Raw genomic sequence first — 22,324 nt, 5'->3', positions numbered from 1 at the left:
ATTGATTAATAAGCCATAGTATCTATCAAATATAAAAAACCCGGCACGATGGCCGGGAAATGTTGATTAATTGAATATAAATTGAACACTAATAACGCACCATGACAGACTTTAACTCTGTGTAATACTCAATAAAGGCACTACCAAATTCACGACCAATACCTGATGACTTAATGCCACCAAATGGCACTGCGGGGTCAAGGAAGGTATGCATATTCACCCATACCGTTCCCGCTTCAATGCGTGAAATCATACGCATTGCTTTACTAAGATCATTTGTCCATAAACTCGCAGCTAAACCAAACGGAGTGCTATTCATCATCTCAATAAGTTCTTCTTCGTCATCGTAACTCAAGAAAGTCCCTATTGGCCCAAATGTTTCCTCTTTCATCAATACATCATCTGGGCTATTAGCACGAATAATGGTTGGAGGCACAAAGTACCCAGCGCCTGCAACGGGTTGGCCACCATAAATAATTTCACTACCCTCTTGGCGAGCTTTTTCAAACAAACCTAAGATTTTTTCGTAATGCGCTTTATTGGCCAGCGGCCCCATCTCGGTTGTTTCATCCAATGGAGAACCGACTTTCATCGCAGACAAACGCGTTTTTAGTTGCGCTAATACTTCATCCATCAATTTAGATGGAATATAGAACCGCTCAGCAGCCGCGCAAATTTGCCCTTGATTTAGATACCCCGCTTCAATAATCCCATTAACAATTTTTTCAACCGGAAGGTCAGCTAAGAATGCAGCACCATTTTTCCCACCAAGCTCCAGTGTTACTCGGGTTAATTTACCTTCCATTGCTGAACGCCCTACCGCCAGCCCAGTCGGTACAGACCCCGTAAATGTCACTTTAGAACAAAGTGGATGATGAATCAGTGCTGGCCCAACTTCACGACCACCACCATTTACGATATTAATTACACCGTCAGGAATTCCCGCCTCTTTTGCCAATTCCACCACTCTTAGCATAGTTAGTGGAGTAAATTCACTTGGTTTCAACACAATCGTACAGCCACATGTTAAAGCAGCCGCTAATTTCCAAATGGAAATCATAATAGAAAAGTTCCAAGGAATAATACCAGCCACAACACCAACAGGTTCACGCTGGGTAAATGCAGAATATTTCTCACCATTAAAAGAAGGCAATGAAACATTCAATGTTTCCCCGCTGATTTTAGTCGCCCAACCGGCAAAATAACGCAAAAACTGCGCAGATGACCCCACTTCAAGAAAACGAGATAATTGAATGGTTTTACCTGAGCATAACGTCTCTAACTGGGCTAATTCTTCAAGGTGCTTTTCAAGCAAGTCAGCAAGGCGGTTTAAGCAATTCCCTCTTTCCATTGGTGTCGTGTTTGCCCAAACTCCTTTAAATGCAGCATGAGCCGCATCCATTGCGGCATCAACTTCCGCTAAAGTTCCTTCTTTTACTTTAGCAATAACCTGTTCAGTGGCTGGGTTAACAACATCAAAAAAAGTATCGCCTTTGCCAGAAACCGGTAACCCGTTGATAAAATGACCGTGCTGACGCTTCAAAAACTCACTGACTTCTGGTAATAGGGTTAACTCGCTCATTGTTATCACTCCACTCAATAGAAATTAATTAGGCATTTACACAAGCTAAGTAATGTTTTACGAAGCGTGGTGTATCAATTTCCCATAAAACTTCGGTACCTTTCGCGGCAAACCAGGTATCGCCTTTATGGTATTCAACCGTCACACCGGTTTTCACATCCGTTAACTTCACCGAACCTTCGTGGACTGTCGCCATTTCATCAAATGGATATACCATTTTGAACTTGCCTTTAGTACAAGCAAAAATACCGCAGGTCAGGTTATCCGTTGGTTCACCGTGGATCATTGCAACACTCGCTTGAGGATCGCCTTCAACAACCACAGAGCCTAAATTTGTCACGCTACCAACATTCAATAACTCAGGTAGTGCTTTATTTAACAGTAATGGACTAATCATAATTTTTACCTTTAATCGATTTTAATAAACTAATTAGGTGGATAACGAATTAGCGACGACCTTGCCAATAACCGGATGTCTGATGCATTATTTTTGCCAACGAAACAATCACATTACGCAGACTATCTTTACCAATAATATTGGCGTGCGGGATAGAACTCATTAAGTCATAACGATGAGAACCTTCCACCATCCCTTCAGCAAGAACTTTGCACACAATCTGGCTTGGCGTAACACCAAAACCTGAATAGCCCTGTGCATAAAACACATTTTTGTGTTGTGGTAATGAACCAATTTGTGGAAATAAATTTGCACTACATGCCATTGGTCCACCCCAAGCTAATTCAATTTTGACGTCTTTGAGGTAAGGAAAGACTTTTAGCATTAAATTACGATTCCATGCTTTAAGATCAGACGGAATATATTCAAGAAAATGAGTGGAACTGCCAAATAATAGGCGATTCTCATTCGTCACCCGGTAGTAATCTATTACAGGACGAATATCACTATAAGCACCACGAATTGGGCTAATTTGCTCGATTAATTCATCAGGTAGCTCTTCCGTCATTAATTGATATGCGTAAGTATTAATAGTTTTAGGGTAAATCGTCGGCTCAAGGCCATTTAAAAATGAATCGCAAGCCCACAGCATTTTCTGTGCTTTAACTGTTCCCATCGCAGTTCTGACTTTGATGGTATTACCATATTCCACATTTAATACTTGGCTATTTTCAAATATTTTAGCGCCATATATTTCACTAATCGCTTTCGCTTCACCCAATAATAAATTCAATGAATGAACATGCCCGCCACCCATGTGTTTGATCCCACAGGTATAAGCATCAGAACCAATAATCTGTTTTAGTTCTGAGCCACTGTAAAACTCAATTTCTTCATCAGGATCAACTGACTTAAAATCTTTTAGCCAACTGCGTAAGGTTTTTTCTTGGCGCTTATTACTACCTAAGTATGCGTAACCACGGCAAAAATCTGCATCAATATCATATTTAGCGATACGATCACGCATGATCCCTGCGCCCATATTACTGAGTTTAAAAATCGTTTCTAAACCCTCTGGCCCGACATATTTTTTGATTGCATCGATATCATGGCCAATGCCTGCCATTACTTGCCCGCCATTACGCCCTGAACCACCGTAGCCAAGGTGCCGTCCTTCCAAAATAGCGATATTGGTAATCCCTTTCTCACACAGCTCAAGCGCAGTATGGATCCCAGAAAAACCACCACCAATAATCACCACATCAACATCAAGATCTTCCTTTAGCGTAGGAAAACGTAAGTCATACTTTTTAGTTGCTGCATAGTAAGTCAATGATTCTACTTGGTTATTCATTATGGATACCCTATTTAGTATCTTTCGATAACTCGATTATCTTAACCTTACATTAACAATTACATAGCCCTTTAGGGACATTCGAAACATAAAATTAACAATTGTGACGCAAGTAGAATATTTAAATAATAATAAAATTTTAAAAAAATAAAAAAACAATCTAAAAATCAAATAATTAATAAACCATTCTCATATTAATAATAATGATTATTAATTTAATTTTAGTTCATACAAATCATCTAGACAAAAATAAAAAAAATAATGCAGCAATAAAAAAGATAACAAGCTATAAAATGCTATTAAATCATTAGGTTAAAATAAATATAAAAACACATTATACTTAGCTTAACCTATTCATTAATAAGTTAAATAATTCAACCTGTGAATTAATATTTAGTTTTTGATAGATATTTTTACGATGATTTTTCACTGTTCCTAAACTAATGAAAAGCATCTGTGCAATTTGTGGTGAACCTTTACCTGCTAAGATTAATTCGACAACTTCACACTCTCTTGGTGTCAGCCCAAATCGTGTTTGCATATCAGTATTTTGATGGTGGTTCGACACCGAAGAAGGAGAAACATCTTTATGAAGTTTCACCATACTACGAATGATATTGAAGGCGTCTTTAAGGGGCGCTTGCGTATATTTTCCCGAGAAAAAAGGCCTATCTTCATTACCAAAAAAAATGCCTAATTGCCTGTCAGTTGAAATATCTAATAACAACCCAGCTTCATCACACCACCCTGTCTTACGATAAAAATTGAGATAATAATCTGTATGATAAAATCCTTTAGGTGCGAGTTCTTTTAGTGTTAATACTTTGGAAGCGCCTCCCTTTTGGATTTCTTGGTAGAATGGATCCATTAAATAAGCACCTCGTTGATAGATTCTGTTAATACTATCGCTATTACGGCGCTCTACTTTGGAAAGAAATCGGGGTGGAGCTCCTTTTTCAAAGGAGTAAACAATCGCATTATCGAATGCAATAAGTGAAGATAACCATGATAATAAATTAGGATAAAACTGGTTAGTTGCAACAGAATCAATGACATCAGGTAATTTTTCCAGATAGTTCTCCATTCTGCCTCCACAATTATTAACTAATTAATAAACCCCCTCTAGGCGGCTTCATTTATATTGCTTAAAACTTCATAAAGAACACATTATCTTTATAAACTCAACACGATTGTTATTAATATGTTAATCACATCACTCTATATTAGTAACCCTAATGAATAATTTCATTACATTAGCATTCATAAAAATAGAACTTACATCACATAAAAATAAATTTATCCATATATTATGTTAATTAAAAGTAAATAACCTAATAAAAGGAGAAATAATGTCTAGCAATAAAATTATTATCGATTGTGACCCTGGCCATGATGATGCAATGGCAATTTTCTTAGCATTAGGAAATTCAAATGTAGAGTTACTTGCGGTAACGACGGTTGTCGGAAACCAAACTTTAGACAAAGTTACTTATAATGCACGCGCAATTATGGAATTCGTTAGTGCAAATGATATCCCTATCGCTGCTGGTTGCTCTAGGCCATTAGTGAGAACAATACAGACTGCCCCAGAAGTTCATGGAACAACAGGACTGGACGGCACTCACCTCCCTGAACCCAAATTACCTATTGACCAACGACACGCTGTGGACTTAATTATTGATACGCTGAAGTCACATCCCTCTAAAACGGTTACTCTCGTACCTATCGGAGGACTCACAAATATTGCTTTAGCCGTGAGGAAAGCACCTGAAATTGTAGAATTAGTAAAAGAAGTTGTTTTAATGGGAGGAGGCTACCATACGGGCAACCGTACTGCAGTCGCCGAATTCAATATCCTTATAGACCCTGAAGCTGCTCATATCGTGTTTAATGAAACTTGGCCTATCACTATGATTGGGTTAGACCTTACACACCAAGCAAGGCCAGACGACCAAATAATGGAAGCAATTGCAGCGTTAAATACACCTGTAAGTGACTTTGTTGTTGAATCTCTAAATTACTACACGGCAGGTTACCGTAGACGTAATGGCTATACTGACCACGCCCCGGTTCACGACCTATGCGCTGTTGCTTATGTTATCGACCCATCCATAATGGAAACGATTAAGGCTCCAATTGATATCGAGCTACAAGGCGCTCTAACAACAGGTATGACAGTGACTGACTTTCGCCATCCAGCTAAAGCAGATTGCCACACACAAGTCGCCACAACATTAAATAACCCTCAGTTATGGGATATGTTTATTGCTTCTCTAAAGCAACTAGAAAAATAAAAACAAAAAGGTAGCCTATAAAAACAGCTACCTTTTCAGAAGATTATGATTTGATAATTTCTTTTAACTTAGTGTAGCGTCTAATTAATCGCCATTTTAATTTTACTGTTGTTGCATGCGCCCACACTATTTGCCAATAACCCTTATCAAAAAATAGTTGTACCATTTCCTTCTGTACATCGGGTGATTTAATGGCTAATAGCGCTTGAATCACCCCCAAACCTTCCTTTCCTACCTGCCATAAGCAAGCTGGTGCCTGTTTAACTTGTTCAGGATAACGCTGGTAAATATTTAGCAGCATATCAATAATCTTCAAATACGTTTTTATCTTGCGGACAGAGCGTTCATCACCACTTAATGAATGCGAAACAGATTGGTTATGGATTAAATATCGGTAGTATTGTTCATTAATAAATTGCACGCGCTTCGCCACGAGTAAGACTTCCGTCGTCCAAGGAATGTCTTGATGATGTAACTTAGGCTCAAAGAAAAATTTGTGTTGGCGCAACATGTCCAAACGATATAAATTCAGCCAAGTTACATGCAGAAACTTGCGTGAACTTAAGCCAATTTCAAGCCATTCAGGGCCTGAAATTACCCCAGTTGACGGGACTTTATTCGGTGGGAAAATTGCCTTTGGTGCATCACCATTAGTATAAACATAAGTTCCATTACAGGTTGCAACATCGAGGTCATTTGATAATGCTATTTCTAATAAACGCCCATACATTTGAGGGCTAATTTCATCGTCAATATCAGGGAATGTAATATATTTTCCCGTAGCCTCTACCATCCCCGTATTACGGGCAACTGATACGCCTTGGTTCTCTTGATAAAGCACTTTTAAATGTACAAATTTATCTGCGTAAGACTTAATGATGTCTTCACTTTTATCTTTAGAACCATCATTAACAACGATCAACTCCCAATTTTCTAACTTTTGCGCGATTAAGCTATCAAAAAACTGAGGTAGAAATTTTTCACCATTATATACAGCAACGACAATACTCAAAACTGGCTGAGAAGACATGTATTAACCCTATACCAATCTATTAAAAATTATTCATAAGCTAAATAATTAAACCAAATATAAAGCAAAGTAGCAGATAGCAATATGTCACTTCATGTTACTTCACTAAAATTAATAAGTTAGAAAAGAAAAAATCACATTGGTTCCATTGTCATAAAAATTTAATAATTTAAAATTCAGATTTATCAATCTGCAATGGAATTATCTTATTTGTAAGTATGATTTATATTGTAATGAACTAATTATCCATTAATTGACCTAATAAACATTAATGACACCTTAAAAAATATTGAGGATATTCTTGTGGCTGGAAGTAGCTTACTCACATTACTTGATGATATTGCCGCTGTACTAGACGATGTTTCCGTCATGACAAAAATGGCTGCCAAAAAAACATCCGGAGTTTTAGGTGATGACCTCGCACTAAACGCCCAGCAAGTCACAGGCGTTCGTGCAGAGAGGGAAATTCCTGTTGTTTGGGCCGTCGCTAAAGGGTCATTTGTTAATAAATTAATACTTGTTCCTTTAGCGTTGTTAATCAGTGCGTTTATCCCTTGGGCTATCACACCTCTACTCATGATTGGTGGAGCCTATCTTTGTTTTGAAGGAGCAGAAAAAATCACTCATAAGCTATTGCATTCTAATGCAAAAGATTCTACTCCCCAACACCAATTGCAATTATCAGCAGAAGAACTTAAGGAATTTGAAAGTAAAAAAATCAAAGGAGCTATTCGTACCGATTTTGTTTTATCAGCTGAAATTATTGCCATCACACTCGGCATTGTTTCCACTACCTCTTTTATCAACCAAGTAGCCGTACTCTCTATCATTGCTATCGTGATGACTGTCGGTGTGTATGGCTTAGTTGCAGGTATTGTGAAATTAGATGACTTAGGCTTTTATTTACAGAAGAAAACCTCTTCTTTATTAAAAAAATGTGGTAATGCCTTAATTTATGCGACTCCTTATCTCATGAAAACATTATCTATTGTAGGAACAGCTGCGATGTTTATGGTCGGTGGAGGTATCCTAACGCACGGTATCAGCTATATTTCAGAATGGATTACCGAAATATCATTTACCGCAACCTTAACACCTATCATTGGTAGTACTATGCAGTTTGTCTTACCGACTATAATTAATTTATGTTTTGGGCTAGTAACCGGCCTAATCCTTGTCTCGATAATCTCACTATTCAAAAAATTTAAAAAAGCCTAAAACAAAAAGATAGCTCTATCGATTAGAGCTATCTTTCTTCCTGCCATTCGATAGTTTTTCAGTAACATTTTTCGGTGTATATTATTTTACACATTGATTTTCATCGATATTTAAACTGATCTAAATCAAAGGAAATTCATCTTTAATTTAAGCTATAATACGTATCCCCATTCCAGACTAAACCAAATTTAATCTTATATATCAATAAATAAAAGTACAAAACTTAAAGAGAAATTTTATTTTCTATTTTCTATTTTGTTATAACACCAGAAAATTACTACCAAAGTAGTATATTTAATGTTCGCCCCTTTATGAACAATACTAGAACTATGCATTTTAAGTTCGCTAGCGCGACTCTTTAAGGAAGTGACACATGCCCACACTGTATCGTCGATTTTCAATTATTAACCAAGTGATCGGCCTTATGCTACTTATTGCGATCTTAGGAATTATTGGGATGACGATTTCTAATCGAATGATTATAAGTGTACAAGGTAATGCTCACGCAATAAATAAATCAGGTTCACTACGAATGCAGAGCTACAGATTGCTTTCTCTCGTCCCTCTGAACACTCAAAATCAGCGTTATCTCGACGCATTAGAATCTGACCTCATTAGCCCAGAACTGACCCAAGTTGTAAAAATTGAAAGCTTAACGCCTCAATTTGATGAGCTCTATAATTACTGGTTACATATCTTACGACCTTCATTAATGGAAGCAAATACGCCTAACGATGCAAGGTACGAAGTTATATCATTTGTAAGTAAACTTGATGAATTGGTTCATAATATTGATGAGAAAACAGAAAGAAAGATTGCTTATGTAGCTATGACACAACTGATTTTTATTAGCTTAGTATTCTTATTACTTATGGGAACCATCTGGCACTTAAGAAGAAAAATTTATTACCCATGGGTTAAATTATTATCAATGGTCAATGCGATTGGGCGAAAAGATTTTAGCCAACGCTACCCTAAAAATAATAGGCAAGATGAGTTAAACGCATTAGGAGAAACGCTGAATCAAATGTCAGATGAATTAGCGCTAAGCTATCATCAACTTGAAGAAAGAGTTGCAGAAAAAACTGCAGATTTAATCACAAAAAATAAAGTGTTATCTTATTTATATCAATCAAACCAAATTCTTCATTCATCAGATCCCCTCTATTTGCGATTACAAAAAGTCCTTATTGAACTAGAAAACATTACCATACTCAAAAATCTAAGTTTACGGTTGTATGAAGAGAGTAATGAAGCTTATTTTCATGAAATATGTTGCTATTCAACCGGATTATCTGAAGCGAAGACAACGAAGCTAAAACAACAAATTTCAATCGATAAACCTCTCAGCTTACAATGGGATTTATCAGACAATATGCATCGTTATGGCGTTATTATTGGTGAGATTGAAGATAATCAAATACTTTCAGACGAACAAAACAACCTCGTTTCTGTTCTAGCAAAACAAATCTCTGGTATGCTCGCGATGGAGCACCAAATAGAACAACAACAACAGTTGCTTATCATGGATGAACGCTCTGCAATTGCACGCGAGCTTCATGACTCTATCGCTCAGTCTTTATCTTGTTTGAAAATGCAAATTAGCTATCTGCAATTACAGCCTGAGCCATTACCAGAAAAACCTCAACAGCTTTTAACAGAAATGCGCAGCGAAATTAATACCGCATATAGCCAACTGAGAGAGCTATTAACCACATTTAGGCTTAAATTAATGGAACCTGGCCTACTTCCCTCATTAGAAAGTACCATTAATGAATTTAGCGAACGTATGGGGTATACAGTAACCTTAAACTACGACCTACCCGCAAAGAGTATTTCACCACACCAATCTATTCATATTATACAAATCGTCCGAGAAGCATTAACTAATATTCTAAAACATGCTAATGCAACATCGGCTGAGGTTTCATTAAACCAGTATGATGGTATTGTTACTATTACCATTATCGACGATGGTGCAGGGATCACGTCAAACACTGATAAACTTAATCATTATGGGCTTATTATTATGAGAGAAAGAGCATTAAGCCTTAATGGTAATTGTTGTATTACACCTAGGCCTCAAGGTGGAACAGAGGTAAAAGTTACCTTTCCTTTATCTGACGCTTAACATACCGGAAAATCATCTATGGAAAATACAAATATAGTAAACGAAAAATCAACCATTCTACTTATTGATGATCATCCGATGCTAAGAAATGGAGTCAAACAATTGATTAGTTTGGAATCTTCATTACAAGTTATCGGTGAAGCAGGAGATGGTAAAACAGGTATACAGATCGCTGAAGAGCAAGATCCTGATCTTATTTTACTGGATCTCAACATGCCTGGAATGAATGGTTTTGAAACTCTTGATGAACTTAGAAAGCGAGAACTATCCGGTAGGATTATTCTTTTTACTGTTTCTAATTATAGTGATGATTTAGTCAATGCACTAAAAAGAGGTGCTGATGGCTATTTGCTTAAAGATATGGAGCCTGAAGAGCTTATAGTCGCCCTAAAAGAAGCCGCTAGCGGTAAGTTAGTTGTTAGCCCAACATTAGCATCTGTACTTGCTGAATCACTCAGAGACAATACCACACAGGATGATAATAATATAACTTCATTAACACCAAGGGAAGCCGATATTCTAGAGCTGATATCACAAGGCTTATCAAATAAAATGATAGCTCGTAAACTAGATATCGCAGAAAGCACAGTAAAAGTACATGTTAAACATTTACTTAAAAAGCTCAATTTAAAATCAAGGGTTGAAGCCGCTGTTTGGGTGTTACAACAAAAATAATTTTTAATCTCACAGCTATATAAGCTTATGATAGCTGTGAGCTTTGAAAAAATCATGTTAACTAATAAACAGCTCTAATATGCAAACTTATATTTTTAATTATACTAAACTAGTGTAATAATTTTTATGATGGAAAATAGTATAAATGGAAGATGAATTAATTTTAGTTAATGAACATGATGAACCTGTTGGTGTTATGTCAAAATTATTGGCACATCAACTCGGTTATCTACATCGAGCATTTTCAGTATTTATCTTTAATGAGCAAAATGAGCTATTAATTCAACAACGGGCACTTCATAAATATCATTCAGCAGGGCAATGGGCAAATTCTTGCTGTAGTCACCCTAAACCTAATGAGGATACTCAGAAAGCTGCTGAACGTAGGCTTCAAGAGGAGCTAGGCTTTGTCACCCCATTAACATATGTGGGTTCCTTAATTTATAAAGCTGATGTTCAGGGAGGCTTAATTGAACATGAATATGACCATATTTTTATTGGTTATTACAACCAATATATTCAACCAAATAGGGATGAAGTTTCATCTATACGGTGGGTAAGTCTTCCTCAATTAAAACAAGAGATCGTTCTTACGCCTGAAATATTTACACCATGGTTTAAAAAAATATTGGAAGAATTTCCTTTATTAAATATTTTAAATAAATGAGTTTGTAATATTTTAATTTTTAAGACACCATTCAAATCATAAAAAAATTTATATAATATTACATATCATAAAGATATATTATAGATGAGAAAATAATTTAATTATCAGTTTCATATAAATAAATAGTGCTAGTTTAATCTCAATTCTCAACGTAGGCTAACTAATCTTTTCCATTGAATTATTTTCAATACTAAATATTGTCATTATTATTTATTCATTGAATATAATTACATTATTAATAAACTTTACTGGTATATTTCTATAGTAAGTAATCACTTAAAACTTACTGCGGCCTTATTCACTATATTTTATTCCTTCTTTTACCCGATATATTTTTAATCCTATAATAAGTGAGCTATTACTCACTACCTTATCCCCTCAATCGCATTCCCCCCTGAATACTCAGAGTGCAACGCGTTGATTTAATTCTTCCCTCTTAACTCACCATCCTCTTTGCAGCTCAAATAGAAGTGAGCTGTTACTCACTACTTTGCATCGTGAGCTTCCATTAGCGATAGTTATATTCATGACTAATGGCTCTGCGAAGAGGAATAAAATCAAATAAATTAAGCGAGTCGTTAAAAGCAGTTGGGTAGTTGGGTAGTTGGGTAGTTGGGTAGTTGGGTAGTTGGGTAGTTGGGTTCGAAAAATTCTCGCAAGTGTTTTTTTGATTTATTTCATCAAGCGATGATTTATTAAACAAATCACACAAAATAACTACGTTTTGTTGAAATTGTGAACTACAAATCATCAAATTCAACTGTGAATTCAGCAACCTTTTCCCAGTTAGTATATTCAATCTCTGTTTTTGGATCGGTTGGGCCATCTGTCATTTTCATTATTAGACGAATCATCATTCTATCAAACCATGTATAACGTGGATAAAACAGCGCTCCGGCAAAAACAGACTTCAATGTAGGCTTCCAAGGACATGCTTCTAAAAATTTTCGCGTATATGCGTTGGTTTCTACCGTATTCTTGCCTTCTTTTCTTGCCGTCAAATTTACAGCAAAAAAACCCGTCTTCATTGAGTTCAATTGATTTTGATGAGAAAGCACGAAGCGTTGTAGTTTTTTATTGAAATGCCCATAACGAATGGATGCCCCTACTAATACTTTATCGTAGCCTGATAAATTAAGCTGTTGGTCAGTATTTAAATCACGAATATCACATTCACGACCTGAGTTTCTCAGTTGCTCCGCCATTTTTAGAATAATTTTTTTAGTTTGCCCATCCGTACTGGAGTGTAAAAGTAAGTAGCTCATTATTGTTCCTAAATTAATATCATTTCTATATAGGTAATATTATTTATTAATTGTACCCAACTATTCACGCCAAAAAGTGGGAGTCAGTAGCACTAATAAAGTGAAAACTTCCAAACGCCCAAATAACATCGTGACAACTAATATCCATTTGCCTGTAGGGTTCATCGTTGTGAAATTATCAGCCACAGTCCCTAACCCTGGCCCTAAGTTATTCAGTGTCGTTGCAATTGCTGAAAAAGCAGAGAATTCATCAACTCCTGTAGCAATCAGTAATAATAAGCTGACGACAAAGACCAGTGCATATGCAGAAAAGAAGCCCCAAACAGCTTCGATGATCCTTTCAGGTAATGCGCGTTGTCCTAATTTGATTGTGTAGACTGCATTTGGGTGAACTAGGCGCTTTAACTCACGCGAGCCTTGTAAGAAAAGTAACAATATACGAATAACTTTTAACCCACCACCTGTCGAGCCTGCACATCCACCAACGAATGCGGCGCACAATAGCAGCATAGGTAAAAAAAGAGGCCAACCAGAAAAGCTATCTGTCGTAAATCCAGCCGTTGTCGCCATGGACACGACTTGGAAGAATGCCTGATCAAGTGTTTGACCAAAGCTACTATAAACAGAATGGAACATAAGTACTAAGGTACAAATAACCACCAAGACAAACTGGAAGCTAATAAACATTCTAAATTCAGGATCGCGCCAATAAATCCCTAAACTACGTCCAGTTAATACTGCAAAGTGCAAACCGAAGTTACAACCAGAGATAATCAGGAAAATACCAATGATAGTGTTAATCGCAGGACTATTGAAATAACCAATACTAGCATCATGAGTTGAAAACCCACCAATAGCGATAGTCGAAAAGCTGTGAGAAATAGCATCAAAAACATCCATACCGGCTATCCATAGAGCAACCGCACAGGCAATAGTTAGCAGTACATAGATAAGCCATAATGTTTTTGCTGTTTCTGCAATACGAGGCCGCATTTTATTGTCTTTCAAAGGACCCGGCATTTCTGCACGATATAGCTGCATTCCCCCGACACCCAAAAGTGGTAAAATTGCAACGGCAAGTACAATAATCCCCATCCCCCCAAGCCATTGAAGCATCTGCCGATAAAATAAAATAGCTTTGGGTAGGGAATCAAGCCCTGTTAACGTTGTCGCACCTGTCGTCGTCAATCCTGAGAACGATTCAAAAAAAGCATCAGTTACCGAAAGATTAGGTCTTTCAGAAAAAATAAAAGGTAATGCCCCTACGCTTCCCAGTACCGTCCAAAATAAAACAACGATAAGAAAGCCTTCTTTTGCTTTCAGTTCGTGCCGGCTATTACGGGTTGGTAGCCACAAAAAAAGGCCAATTAGCAAAGCAGTAATAAAAGTCTGGCTAAAAGCTCGCCCTGCACCATCACGATAAATTAGCGCGACAATACCAGGAATAACCATGGTAAAAGAAAAGATGATGACAAGCAGCCCGACTATACGGGTTATTGCACGAAAATGCATTCGGCAGGTTCCTTGATAAAACTGTTTACTATTGTGATTCTGACGTGAGCGTTAAGGCTCCACGGCTTATATCGCGTAATTTATCATTGACTTCCTGCTCAAGAGTGGCAGGAATTGCAATTTGTAAAGAGACAGTTTCATTATAATCACTGTGTAAAACTGTGCCATTCACTTGGACAAGCAGTTGTTCAATCGCATTAATCAATGAATAGTCGCACACTAAATTAAAGATTTTTTGTGGTACTTTTGTCTTTGTTGGTAATATTTTTAATGCTTGCTGGGCACCATTTCCATAAGCTTTAACTAGCCCACCAGTGCCTAGTTTTATCCCACCAAAATAACGTACAACAACACAGGTAACCTCCCCTAGATTGCTACCTAATAGTTGCGCCATGATGGGTTTTCCTGCTGTTCCTGTCGGCTCTCCGTCATCAGAGAACCCCAATTTTTGTGAATCATCAGGCCGACCAGCAACAAATGCCCAGCAATGGTGCCGGGCATCTGGGTATTGAGCTTTAATCGATTGAATGTAATCTTTTGCCGCTTCAATACCATCTGTATGAGCTAAATACGTAATAAATTGGCTTTTTTTGATTTCTTCTGTAAAAGAAATGGTTTCAGCCGGTATTAAATAAGGTTTCATTAACGTAAATGTAAGTCTCGAGTCATATTCTCAATACGATTTGCATGGATCACGATATTATCTTCAATGCGGATTCCACCGTAAGGTTTGAAGAACTCGATTTTATCCCAATTAAAGTGTTGGCTGAACTCCCCATTTCTCCATTCAGATAACAGAGATTCAATAAAGTAGAGCCCAGGCTCAATAGTTAACACCATTTTAGGTTCTAAAACACGAGTACAACGCAAGAATGGATACATTTTAGGAGCTGCGAGATGAGTACCACTATCATCTTGCATAAAACCTGCAGCATCATGAACTTGTAACCCAAGTGGATGGCCTAAACCATGAGGTAAAAATGGCGTTGTTAAGCCACTTTCCACCATCGACTCTTCGCTAATATCTTTAACAATATCATGTTTAATCAGTATCTTAGCAATCCTATGATGCATATCCACGTGATAATCAGTATAGCGGACACCTGCCTTAATCGTATCAATTAAAGCAAGCTGCTCTGTGTTGACATCTGCAACCAATTCAGCAAATTCGTCTTTACCTTTCGCCGCATAAGTTCTCGTAATATCAGCAGCATAGCCATTATATTCAGCGCCTGCATCAATAAGAAAACTGCGTAATTCGTTCGGCACAGTTTGCTGTAGTTTCGTGTAATGTAATACCGCCGCATTTTCATTCAGCGCAACAATATTACCATAAGGCACATTGGTATCTCGATGACCGGTAGATTGTAAGTAACTGACATTAATATCAAATTCGCTCATACCTGCACGGAATGCTTCGAGAGCAGCGAGGTGCCCATTTACAGCCATTTTTTGAGCTTCTCGCATACAGTAAAGCTCATAATCTGTCTTATAAGAACGATGATAATGATAGTAATCTAAAACCGATTTGGGATTGATATTATGCAAAGAAATCCCTAAAGATTCTGCTCGTGCCGTTGCTGAGCCTATATAGGCAACATTTTCTTTTGATAAGCTTGCGAGAAGCGTTTTGATGTCATCCGCATTTTTTAAGTGGATTAGCTCAATATCTTTGGTCCAAAAACTGTTCGGTAGTGGCTCAACACTATGCCAATAGTCAACGGGGGAATAAAACCATAGCTTAGGCTTATTTATACCATCAACTAATAACCATGAATGTGGAACATCGGTAACAGGTACCCACGCTTTGAAATGAGGGTTAACTTTAAACGGATAGTCGCTATCATCAAGAAAGATGCGTAGGGGTTCACCTGAATGAATCAATATGGCATCTAATTTGCTGCGCTGTAAAACTTGCTGAGTTCTGTTTTGTAACGTTTTAATGTGTTCAGCGTAGAGTGCAGTCAGTTTTTCCATTTCCTTCAACCTTTCAGCATTAATTAGAAAAATTAAGCTTACCACGTTCTGTTATTAACGGATATGCACTCTGTTGCAAACCCTAATTAATTAATTGATATATAATACATTTATCATTTAAATCATTAATTATTTCACTTAATTGCTGTGACCAACCTTCCATTTTTGTCATTAATCATTTGCAATTAATTAACATTCTAGTCACACTCTTTTCATCTGGTCGTACCAGATAACACTACCACGTAGAGGAGAGCAGAATGCTTTATCAAAGTGACACTATCTATATTCAATGGTTGAAACAAGGGATTGCAGAACTGGTTTTTAACTCACCAGGGCCAATTAATAAATTGGACACCCACACCGTTGCTTCACTTGATGAAGCCGTGTCTGTTCTTGAGCAACAAACCGAGCTGCAAGGTGTAATTTTCCGTTCTGATAAACCCGCTTTTATTGTTGGCGCTGATATCAAAGAGTTTCTGTCACTCTTTGAAGCATCAAAAGAAACACTAAGTGATTGGTTACACTACGCTAACAGTATATTTAATCGTATTGAAGACCTGCCTGTTCCAACGATTTGCGCCATTAATGGCTATGCACTAGGTGGTGGTTGTGAATGTGTTTTATCCACTGATTTTCGTATCGCCTCCCCTGATACCCGAATTGGGCTTCCTGAAACGAAACTTGGGATCATGCCTGGCTTTGGTGGGTCTGTTCGGCTACCTCGATTAATTGGTTTGGATAGCGCATTAGAAATTATTACTGCGGGTAAAGATATCGATGCCTCTCAAGCTTTAAAACTTGGCCTTATTGATGCCGTTGTTAATACAGAAGCTCTCGCACAATCAGCGCTACAACTCATTGAATCTGCAATCACCGGAGCCTTCAATTGGCAGCAAAAACGCCAACCTAAACTTAGCCCTCTGCAATTGAAACCTATTGAGCAAACGATGAGTTTCAATGTCGCTAAGGGAATGGTGTATAAGGTTGCAGGCAAACACTATCCAGCCCCTATGGCGGCTGTGAATACAATAGAAAAGGCAGCAAATTGTACCCGCGATGAGGCCTTAAAGCATGAAACAGCAGCATTTGTTCCTCTAGCGCATAGTGATGTTGCACGTGCGTTAGTGAGTATTTTTCTAAATGACCAACAAGTTAAGTCAAATAGTAAAAAGATCGCACAACGTATTGAGATTCCAACACATGCCACCGTATTAGGTGCAGGAATTATGGGCGGAGGCATTGCTTATCAGTCTGCCAGCAAAGGCGTACCTGTTTTAATGAAAGATATTAATGTTAAGTCATTAGAATTAGGGATTGAAGAGGCACAAAAGCTATTAAATAACCAATTTGAGCGTGGAAAAATTACAGCTGTAAAAATGGCGGCGACCTTATCATCTATTCATCCTTCATTATCTTACAATGGCATAGAAGATAGCCAAATCGTCGTTGAAGCCGTTGTTGAGAACCCTAAAGTCAAAGCTGCTGTATTAGCTGAAGTTGAGTCCTTAGTAACAAGTGAAACTATACTGGCTTCAAATACATCAACTATTCCAATTTCAACCCTCGCTAAATCACTAAAGCGCCCAGAAAACTTCTGCGGAATGCACTTTTTTAACCCTGTGCATCGAATGCCATTAGTCGAAATTATTCGCGGAGAACAAACTTCTGATAACACTGTTGCTAAGGTTGTTGCCTACGCCAATAAAATGGGGAAAACCCCTATTGTTGTCAATGACTGCCCTGGCTTCTTTGTTAACCGAGTACTTTTTCCTTACTTTGCTGGCTTTAACTTACTGTTACAAGATGGGGCTGACTTTAGAGAAATAGATAAAGTCATGGAAAAAGAGTTTGGCTGGCCAATGGGGCCCGCTTATCTTCTTGATGTGGTTGGTATTGATACTGCTTTTCATGCAGAACAAGTTATGGCTCAAGGTTTTCCTGAACGAATGGGAAAAAAAGGCAAAAATGCCATTGATGTGATGTATGAACAACAACGTTTTGGCCAAAAAAATGGCCACGGGTTTTATCAATATGAAAAAGATAAAAAAGGGAAACCGAAAAAAGTTGATGATCCGCGGACGGATGAACTACTTGCTACTATTTGCTCAACAAGACGCTCATTCACCAAAGAAGAAATTATTGCTCGAATGATGGCTCCAATGATCAACGAAGTTGTTCGTTGCTTAGAGGAAGGCATTGTCCAAAGCCCTTCGGATGCAGATATTGCTTTAGTTTACGGTTTAGGCTTTCCACCATTTAGAGGGGGAGTATTCTGCTATTTAGATACCTTAGGTAGTCAATCTTACTTAAAAACAACGGAATCTTTGCAGCACTTGAGTCCTCTATATCACGCGCCTAGCGGCTTAAAAGAAAAAGCGGCTACTAATGCAAGATATTACCCACAGCCACCAGTAGTGGCGATTGATGTCAAAAAAGTTGCGAGAGGTTAATTCTATGGAAAATGTCGTCATTATTGATGGAATACGTACACCAATGGGCCGTTCAAAAGGTGGGGTATTTCGCCATGTTAGAGCTGAAGACCTTTCTGCGCACCTCATGAATGCGATTTTTGAACGTAATCCAAACTCAAGTAAAAAAGAATTGGATGACATCATCTGGGGTTGTGTTCAGCAAACACTAGAGCAAGGGTTTAATGTTGCTAAAAATGCAGCATTACTCACAGATATACCTCATACGGTTCCTGCCGTTACAGTAAATCGCCTTTGTGGTTCATCAATGCAAGCGATACATGATGCGAGCCGGTTAATTATGACAGGTGATGCAAAATCAGTACTCATTGGTGGAGTTGAGCATATGGGCCACGTCCCAATGACTCATGGTATAGATTTCAACCCTAAACTGACTTTACGTGTTGCTAAAGCCGCTGGAGCGATGGGATTAACCGCTGAAATGCTTGCCAAAATGTATAAAATTAGCCGAGAAGAGCAAGATGCATTTGCATTAAGGTCTCACCAACTTGCAGCTCTAGCAACGGAAAAAGGGAAGTTCAATAACGAGATCGTTCCAATTAGTGGCCATGATGCCACTGGTAACCTCATTTCGGTAAATTATGATGAAGTGATTCGCTTTGATGCAAGCCTTCAAGGTTTGGCTGCTCTTCGCCCCGCCTTCGATCCTGCTAGTGGTACAGTGACCGCAGGTAATTCATCTGCTCTATCTGATGGTGCATCTGCGATGCTGCTAGCCAGCGAAAGTTATGCCACACAGCAAGGCATTAAGCCTCGAGCTAAAATACGCTCAATGGCAGTTGTTGGCTGCGATCCATCGATCATGGGATTTGGCCCGGTGCCAGCAAGTGAACTCGCTTTAAAGCGCGCAGGACTAACTTTAAATGATATTGATATTATTGAATTAAATGAAGCTTTTGCAGCGCAATCTATTGCATGCTTAAAAGGCTTAAAGCTATCAGAAAATCAACTAGATGATAAAGTAAATCTCAGTGGTGGGGCCATTGCGCTAGGCCACCCTTTGGGATGCTCAGGAGCAAGAATTTCAACAGCATTGCTTAATCAATTAGAACAAAACGATAAACAATTTGGTTTAGCCACCATGTGCATCGGGTTCGGCCAAGGTATTGCTACAATTATTGAGCGTGTTTAACAATTTAGTTTTAGTTTTCGCAAACATTGTATTTTGTCGATGTTCCCGCCTAGTCAGGGGCGGGTTTTTTTTGCCTTTTTCTGGCCAAATAGCCACGAAAAATTTAAAGATTATCGATAGGCGGTAAGTGAATGAGACCCTAGGAGCATACAAAAGTATGTGACTAGGGCGAATGAGCGAAACCAACACCCCTACAATTTGAACAGATCTGATTTTACGCAAAAACCATGACGAGTTTAACCCTCATAGTTCAGATTGTAGGTAGGCGGTAAGTGAATGAGACCCTAGGAGCATACAAAAGTATGTGACTAGGGCGAATGAGCGAAACCAACACCCCTACAATTTGAAGTAGGACGGGTTAAATGAATTCGTAAGCATCTCCAAAGAGTTGTTCTGCCTTAGCTCCTCGCTCACTACAAAACCGCTCTCTCGCTATTTTAGCCATTTCAAAGCGGCCTGCGATATAGATATCATGACTGGACAAATCACCAAAATCTTCTAATACTGCGCTCAGGACTGTTCCTGTTCTACCACGCCATAGTTCGTCTGGTTGCTCTACAACTGGAATGATCTTCAAATTAGGGTAATTTTCACTGAGGGCCTGCAATTCACCAAGGTCATATAAGTGTTCCAATTGGCGACCACCCCAATAGAAAGTGATATCACGATCCGAGTTTTCAGCTAAAGCTGCAAGTAATACAGAGTGGGTATAGGAAAAACCGGTTCCACCTGCAATTAAGATCATTGCGTTTCTGCTATTTTCCCGAAACCAAGCTTTACCGTGAGGAATGTCAATATTTATACGTTTCTGGTCTAAAATTCTATCCATGACAGCCATTGCGTATAAATTAATCTCAGAAGCACCAATATGTAATTCAATAGTTTCTTTATTATTCGGTGTAGAAGCCATTGAAAATGGTCGCTTATCTCTCTCATCCATCACGACCATTAAATATTGACCTGCTTTAAAATGAAAAGGACCATCTGGCAACAAAATCACCCGATAAACCGTATCCGTGATAGATTCAACAGATGTTACTTTACAGCTTAAAGTTGCCATGGTTTCCCTCTTATTTTGTGTCAAAAATATTTAACTGTTCCCAAATATCATCAATGCGAGATTTAACGCTCTCTGTCATTACAATAGGACGCCCCCACTCACGATCTGTCTCACCCGGCCATTTGTTGGTGGCATCAAGCCCCATTTTTGAGCCTAATCCTGATACAGGAGAAGCGAAGTCGAGATAATCTATGGGCGTATTTTCCATCATTACTGTGTCACGAGCTGGATCCATACGGGTTGTAATTGCCCAGATGACATCTTTCCAGTCTCGTGCATTAATATCATCATCACAAACAATAACAAACTTAGTGTACATGAATTGGCGCAGGTATGACCAGACTCCCATCATGACTCTTTTAGCATGTCCTGCATATTGTTTTTTCATTGTCACAACGGCAAGACGATACGAGCACCCTTCAGGAGGAAGATAAAAATCAACAATTTCAGGGAATTGTTTTTGAAGAATGGGAACAAGGACTTCGTTTAAGGCTTCCCCTAATACTGCGGGCTCATCTGGTGGCCTTCCCGTATAAGTTGAATGATAAATTGCATCACGACGCTGAGTCACATGAGTTACAGTAAATACTGGGAAATTATCTATTTCATTATAATAACCAGTATGGTCACCATAAGGGCCTTCAGGGGCCATTTCACCCGGTTCAATATACCCTTCTAAAATAATTTCAGCGCCAGCAGGAACTTCGAGGTCATTCGATATGCATTTAACAACCTCGGTTTTATTACCACGCAACAACCCCGCAAAAGCGTACTCTGATAATGTGTCAGGAACTGGTGTTACCGCACCTAAAATGGTCGCAGGATCTGCACCAAGGGCAACTGCAACAGGAAATTTTTCACCGGGATGTGCTTGGCACCATTCTTGAAAATCCAAAGCACCACCGCGATGAGATAGCCAACGCATAATAACTTTATTTTTTCCAAGAACTTGCTGACGATAAATACCTAAGTTTTGCCTTTCTTTATGTGGGCCTTTAGTCACCGTCAGACCCCATGTAATTAGAGGGGCAGCATCTTCTGGCCAACAATGCATAACAGGTATTTTTGTGAGATCAACGTCTTCACCTGCCCAAATTTGTTCCTGACAAGCCGCTGAGCTTAACCGTTTAGCTGGCATATTCAACACTTGTTTAAATTTTGGAAGCTTATCAAAAAGGTCACGGAAACCTTTCGGTGGATCAGGCTCTTTCAGAAACGCCAGTAATTTGCCTACTTCATGTAAAGCTTTTATATCTTCTTGCCCCATCCCCATCGCAACACGTTTAGTTGTTCCAAACAGGTTACACAAGACAGGCATGTTATAGCCTTTGGGATTTTCAAATAATAGGGCCGGTCCCCCTGCTCTTAGTGTACGATCTGCAATTTCTGTCATTTCCAAATAGGGGTCGACTTCCATTGTAATGCGTTTTAGCTCGCCTTGTTTTTCAAGTTGCGAGATGAAATCTCTAAGGTCACGGTATTTCATTATCTTCTTTTACTGTTACAGAGGGAGTCCCATTATAAGACGTCCGGCCAAGGTT

Annotated in this window: 18 protein-coding genes; 7 read left to right on the top strand and 11 right to left on the bottom strand. The window is 38.4% G+C overall.

Going from position 1 to position 22,324, the window contains the following annotated elements:
- Positions 1-88: 88 nt before the first annotated feature.
- The 4 genes from ACU696_RS05000 to ACU696_RS04985 form a co-directional block, all read right to left on the bottom strand.
- Positions 89-1,582 carry an aldehyde dehydrogenase family protein gene (locus ACU696_RS05000; RefSeq protein WP_123382522.1) on the bottom strand — a complete coding sequence of 498 codons (1,494 nt, stop codon included), beginning with the start codon at positions 1,580-1,582 and terminating at the stop codon, positions 89-91.
- Positions 1,583-1,610: 28 nt separating this feature from the next.
- On the bottom strand, positions 1,611-1,979 hold the full coding sequence (locus tag ACU696_RS04995) for a cupin domain-containing protein (RefSeq protein ID WP_209102702.1): 369 nt from the start codon (positions 1,977-1,979) through the stop codon (positions 1,611-1,613).
- Between the two features lie 49 nt (positions 1,980-2,028).
- Positions 2,029-3,333 carry an NAD(P)/FAD-dependent oxidoreductase gene (locus ACU696_RS04990; RefSeq protein WP_115166582.1) on the bottom strand — a complete coding sequence of 435 codons (1,305 nt, stop codon included), beginning with the start codon at positions 3,331-3,333 and terminating at the stop codon, positions 2,029-2,031.
- Between the two features lie 340 nt (positions 3,334-3,673).
- Positions 3,674-4,417, bottom strand: a complete 744-nt coding sequence (locus tag ACU696_RS04985; RefSeq protein WP_209102700.1) for a helix-turn-helix transcriptional regulator — start codon at positions 4,415-4,417, stop codon at positions 3,674-3,676.
- A gap of 265 nt (positions 4,418-4,682) precedes the next feature.
- Here ACU696_RS04985 and uriH point away from each other — a divergent pair, with 265 nt between their 5' ends.
- Positions 4,683-5,627 carry a uridine-preferring nucleoside hydrolase UriH gene (gene uriH / locus ACU696_RS04980; protein ID WP_004914829.1) on the top strand — a complete coding sequence of 315 codons (945 nt, stop codon included), beginning with the start codon at positions 4,683-4,685 and terminating at the stop codon, positions 5,625-5,627.
- A gap of 43 nt (positions 5,628-5,670) precedes the next feature.
- On the opposite strand, the gene ACU696_RS04975 is transcribed toward uriH, so the two are convergent.
- Entirely contained in the window at positions 5,671-6,657 is a 987-nt protein-coding gene (locus tag ACU696_RS04975) for a glycosyltransferase (protein ID WP_004914830.1), read from the bottom strand.
- A 303-nt stretch (positions 6,658-6,960) separates the two neighbouring features.
- Between ACU696_RS04975 and ACU696_RS04970 the strand changes: the two genes are divergently transcribed.
- From ACU696_RS04970 to idi, 4 genes are all read left to right on the top strand, one after another.
- Complete coding sequence (locus tag ACU696_RS04970; RefSeq protein WP_109911823.1) at positions 6,961-7,875, top strand: DUF808 domain-containing protein; 915 nt, start codon at positions 6,961-6,963, stop codon at positions 7,873-7,875.
- 373 nt (positions 7,876-8,248) lie between these two features.
- Positions 8,249-10,006, top strand: a complete 1,758-nt coding sequence (gene narX, locus ACU696_RS04965; RefSeq protein ID WP_004914834.1) for a nitrate/nitrite two-component system sensor histidine kinase NarX — start codon at positions 8,249-8,251, stop codon at positions 10,004-10,006.
- 18 nt (positions 10,007-10,024) lie between these two features.
- Positions 10,025-10,681: a two-component system response regulator NarL gene (gene narL / locus ACU696_RS04960; protein ID WP_004914835.1), complete on the top strand. Its 657-nt coding sequence runs from the start codon at positions 10,025-10,027 to the stop codon at positions 10,679-10,681.
- Between the two features lie 145 nt (positions 10,682-10,826).
- The gene (gene idi / locus ACU696_RS04955; protein WP_004914838.1) at positions 10,827-11,348 is read left to right on the top strand and encodes an isopentenyl-diphosphate Delta-isomerase; all 522 of its coding nucleotides are present in this window, start codon (positions 10,827-10,829) and stop codon (positions 11,346-11,348) included.
- Positions 11,349-12,088: 740 nt separating this feature from the next.
- Here idi and hemG read toward each other — a convergent pair.
- The 4 genes from hemG to pepQ are packed head-to-tail and all read right to left on the bottom strand — an operon-like array spanning position 12,089 to position 16,102.
- Entirely contained in the window at positions 12,089-12,613 is a 525-nt protein-coding gene (gene hemG / locus ACU696_RS04950) for a menaquinone-dependent protoporphyrinogen IX dehydrogenase (RefSeq protein ID WP_109912565.1), read from the bottom strand.
- A gap of 60 nt (positions 12,614-12,673) precedes the next feature.
- Positions 12,674-14,125, bottom strand: coding sequence for a Trk system potassium transporter TrkH (trkH, locus tag ACU696_RS04945; protein ID WP_109912566.1), 1,452 nt, complete (start codon positions 14,123-14,125; stop codon positions 12,674-12,676).
- A 28-nt stretch (positions 14,126-14,153) separates the two neighbouring features.
- Complete coding sequence (locus ACU696_RS04940; RefSeq protein ID WP_109912567.1) at positions 14,154-14,768, bottom strand: IMPACT family protein; 615 nt, start codon at positions 14,766-14,768, stop codon at positions 14,154-14,156.
- Positions 14,768-16,102, bottom strand: coding sequence for a Xaa-Pro dipeptidase (pepQ, locus tag ACU696_RS04935; RefSeq protein ID WP_109912568.1), 1,335 nt, complete (start codon positions 16,100-16,102; stop codon positions 14,768-14,770). The genes ACU696_RS04940 and pepQ overlap by 1 nt, the downstream gene beginning before the upstream one ends.
- Before the next feature lie 257 nt (positions 16,103-16,359).
- On the opposite strand from pepQ, the gene fadB reads away from it, so the two are divergent.
- Together fadB and fadA are read left to right on the top strand one after the other, a co-directional pair.
- Positions 16,360-18,552, top strand: coding sequence for a fatty acid oxidation complex subunit alpha FadB (fadB, locus tag ACU696_RS04930; RefSeq protein ID WP_209102679.1), 2,193 nt, complete (start codon positions 16,360-16,362; stop codon positions 18,550-18,552).
- A 4-nt stretch (positions 18,553-18,556) separates the two neighbouring features.
- Complete coding sequence (fadA, locus tag ACU696_RS04925) at positions 18,557-19,723, top strand: acetyl-CoA C-acyltransferase FadA (protein WP_004914870.1); 1,167 nt, start codon at positions 18,557-18,559, stop codon at positions 19,721-19,723.
- Positions 19,724-20,081: 358 nt separating this feature from the next.
- On the opposite strand, the gene fre is transcribed toward fadA, so the two are convergent.
- Both fre and ubiD read right to left on the bottom strand, forming a co-directional pair.
- The gene (fre, locus tag ACU696_RS04920; RefSeq protein ID WP_209102677.1) at positions 20,082-20,783 is read right to left on the bottom strand and encodes an NAD(P)H-flavin reductase; all 702 of its coding nucleotides are present in this window, start codon (positions 20,781-20,783) and stop codon (positions 20,082-20,084) included.
- 10 nt (positions 20,784-20,793) lie between these two features.
- A complete protein-coding gene (gene ubiD / locus ACU696_RS04915) occupies positions 20,794-22,269 on the bottom strand; it encodes a 4-hydroxy-3-polyprenylbenzoate decarboxylase (protein ID WP_004914873.1) in 1,476 nt (491 codons plus the stop codon).
- Between the last annotated feature and the right edge of the window lie 55 nt (positions 22,270-22,324).

The sequence above is a fragment of the Providencia sp. PROV_01 genome (assembly GCF_053098325.1).
Note: the sequence above shows the minus strand (reverse complement) of the source record. Positions and strands in the feature narration are given on the sequence as shown.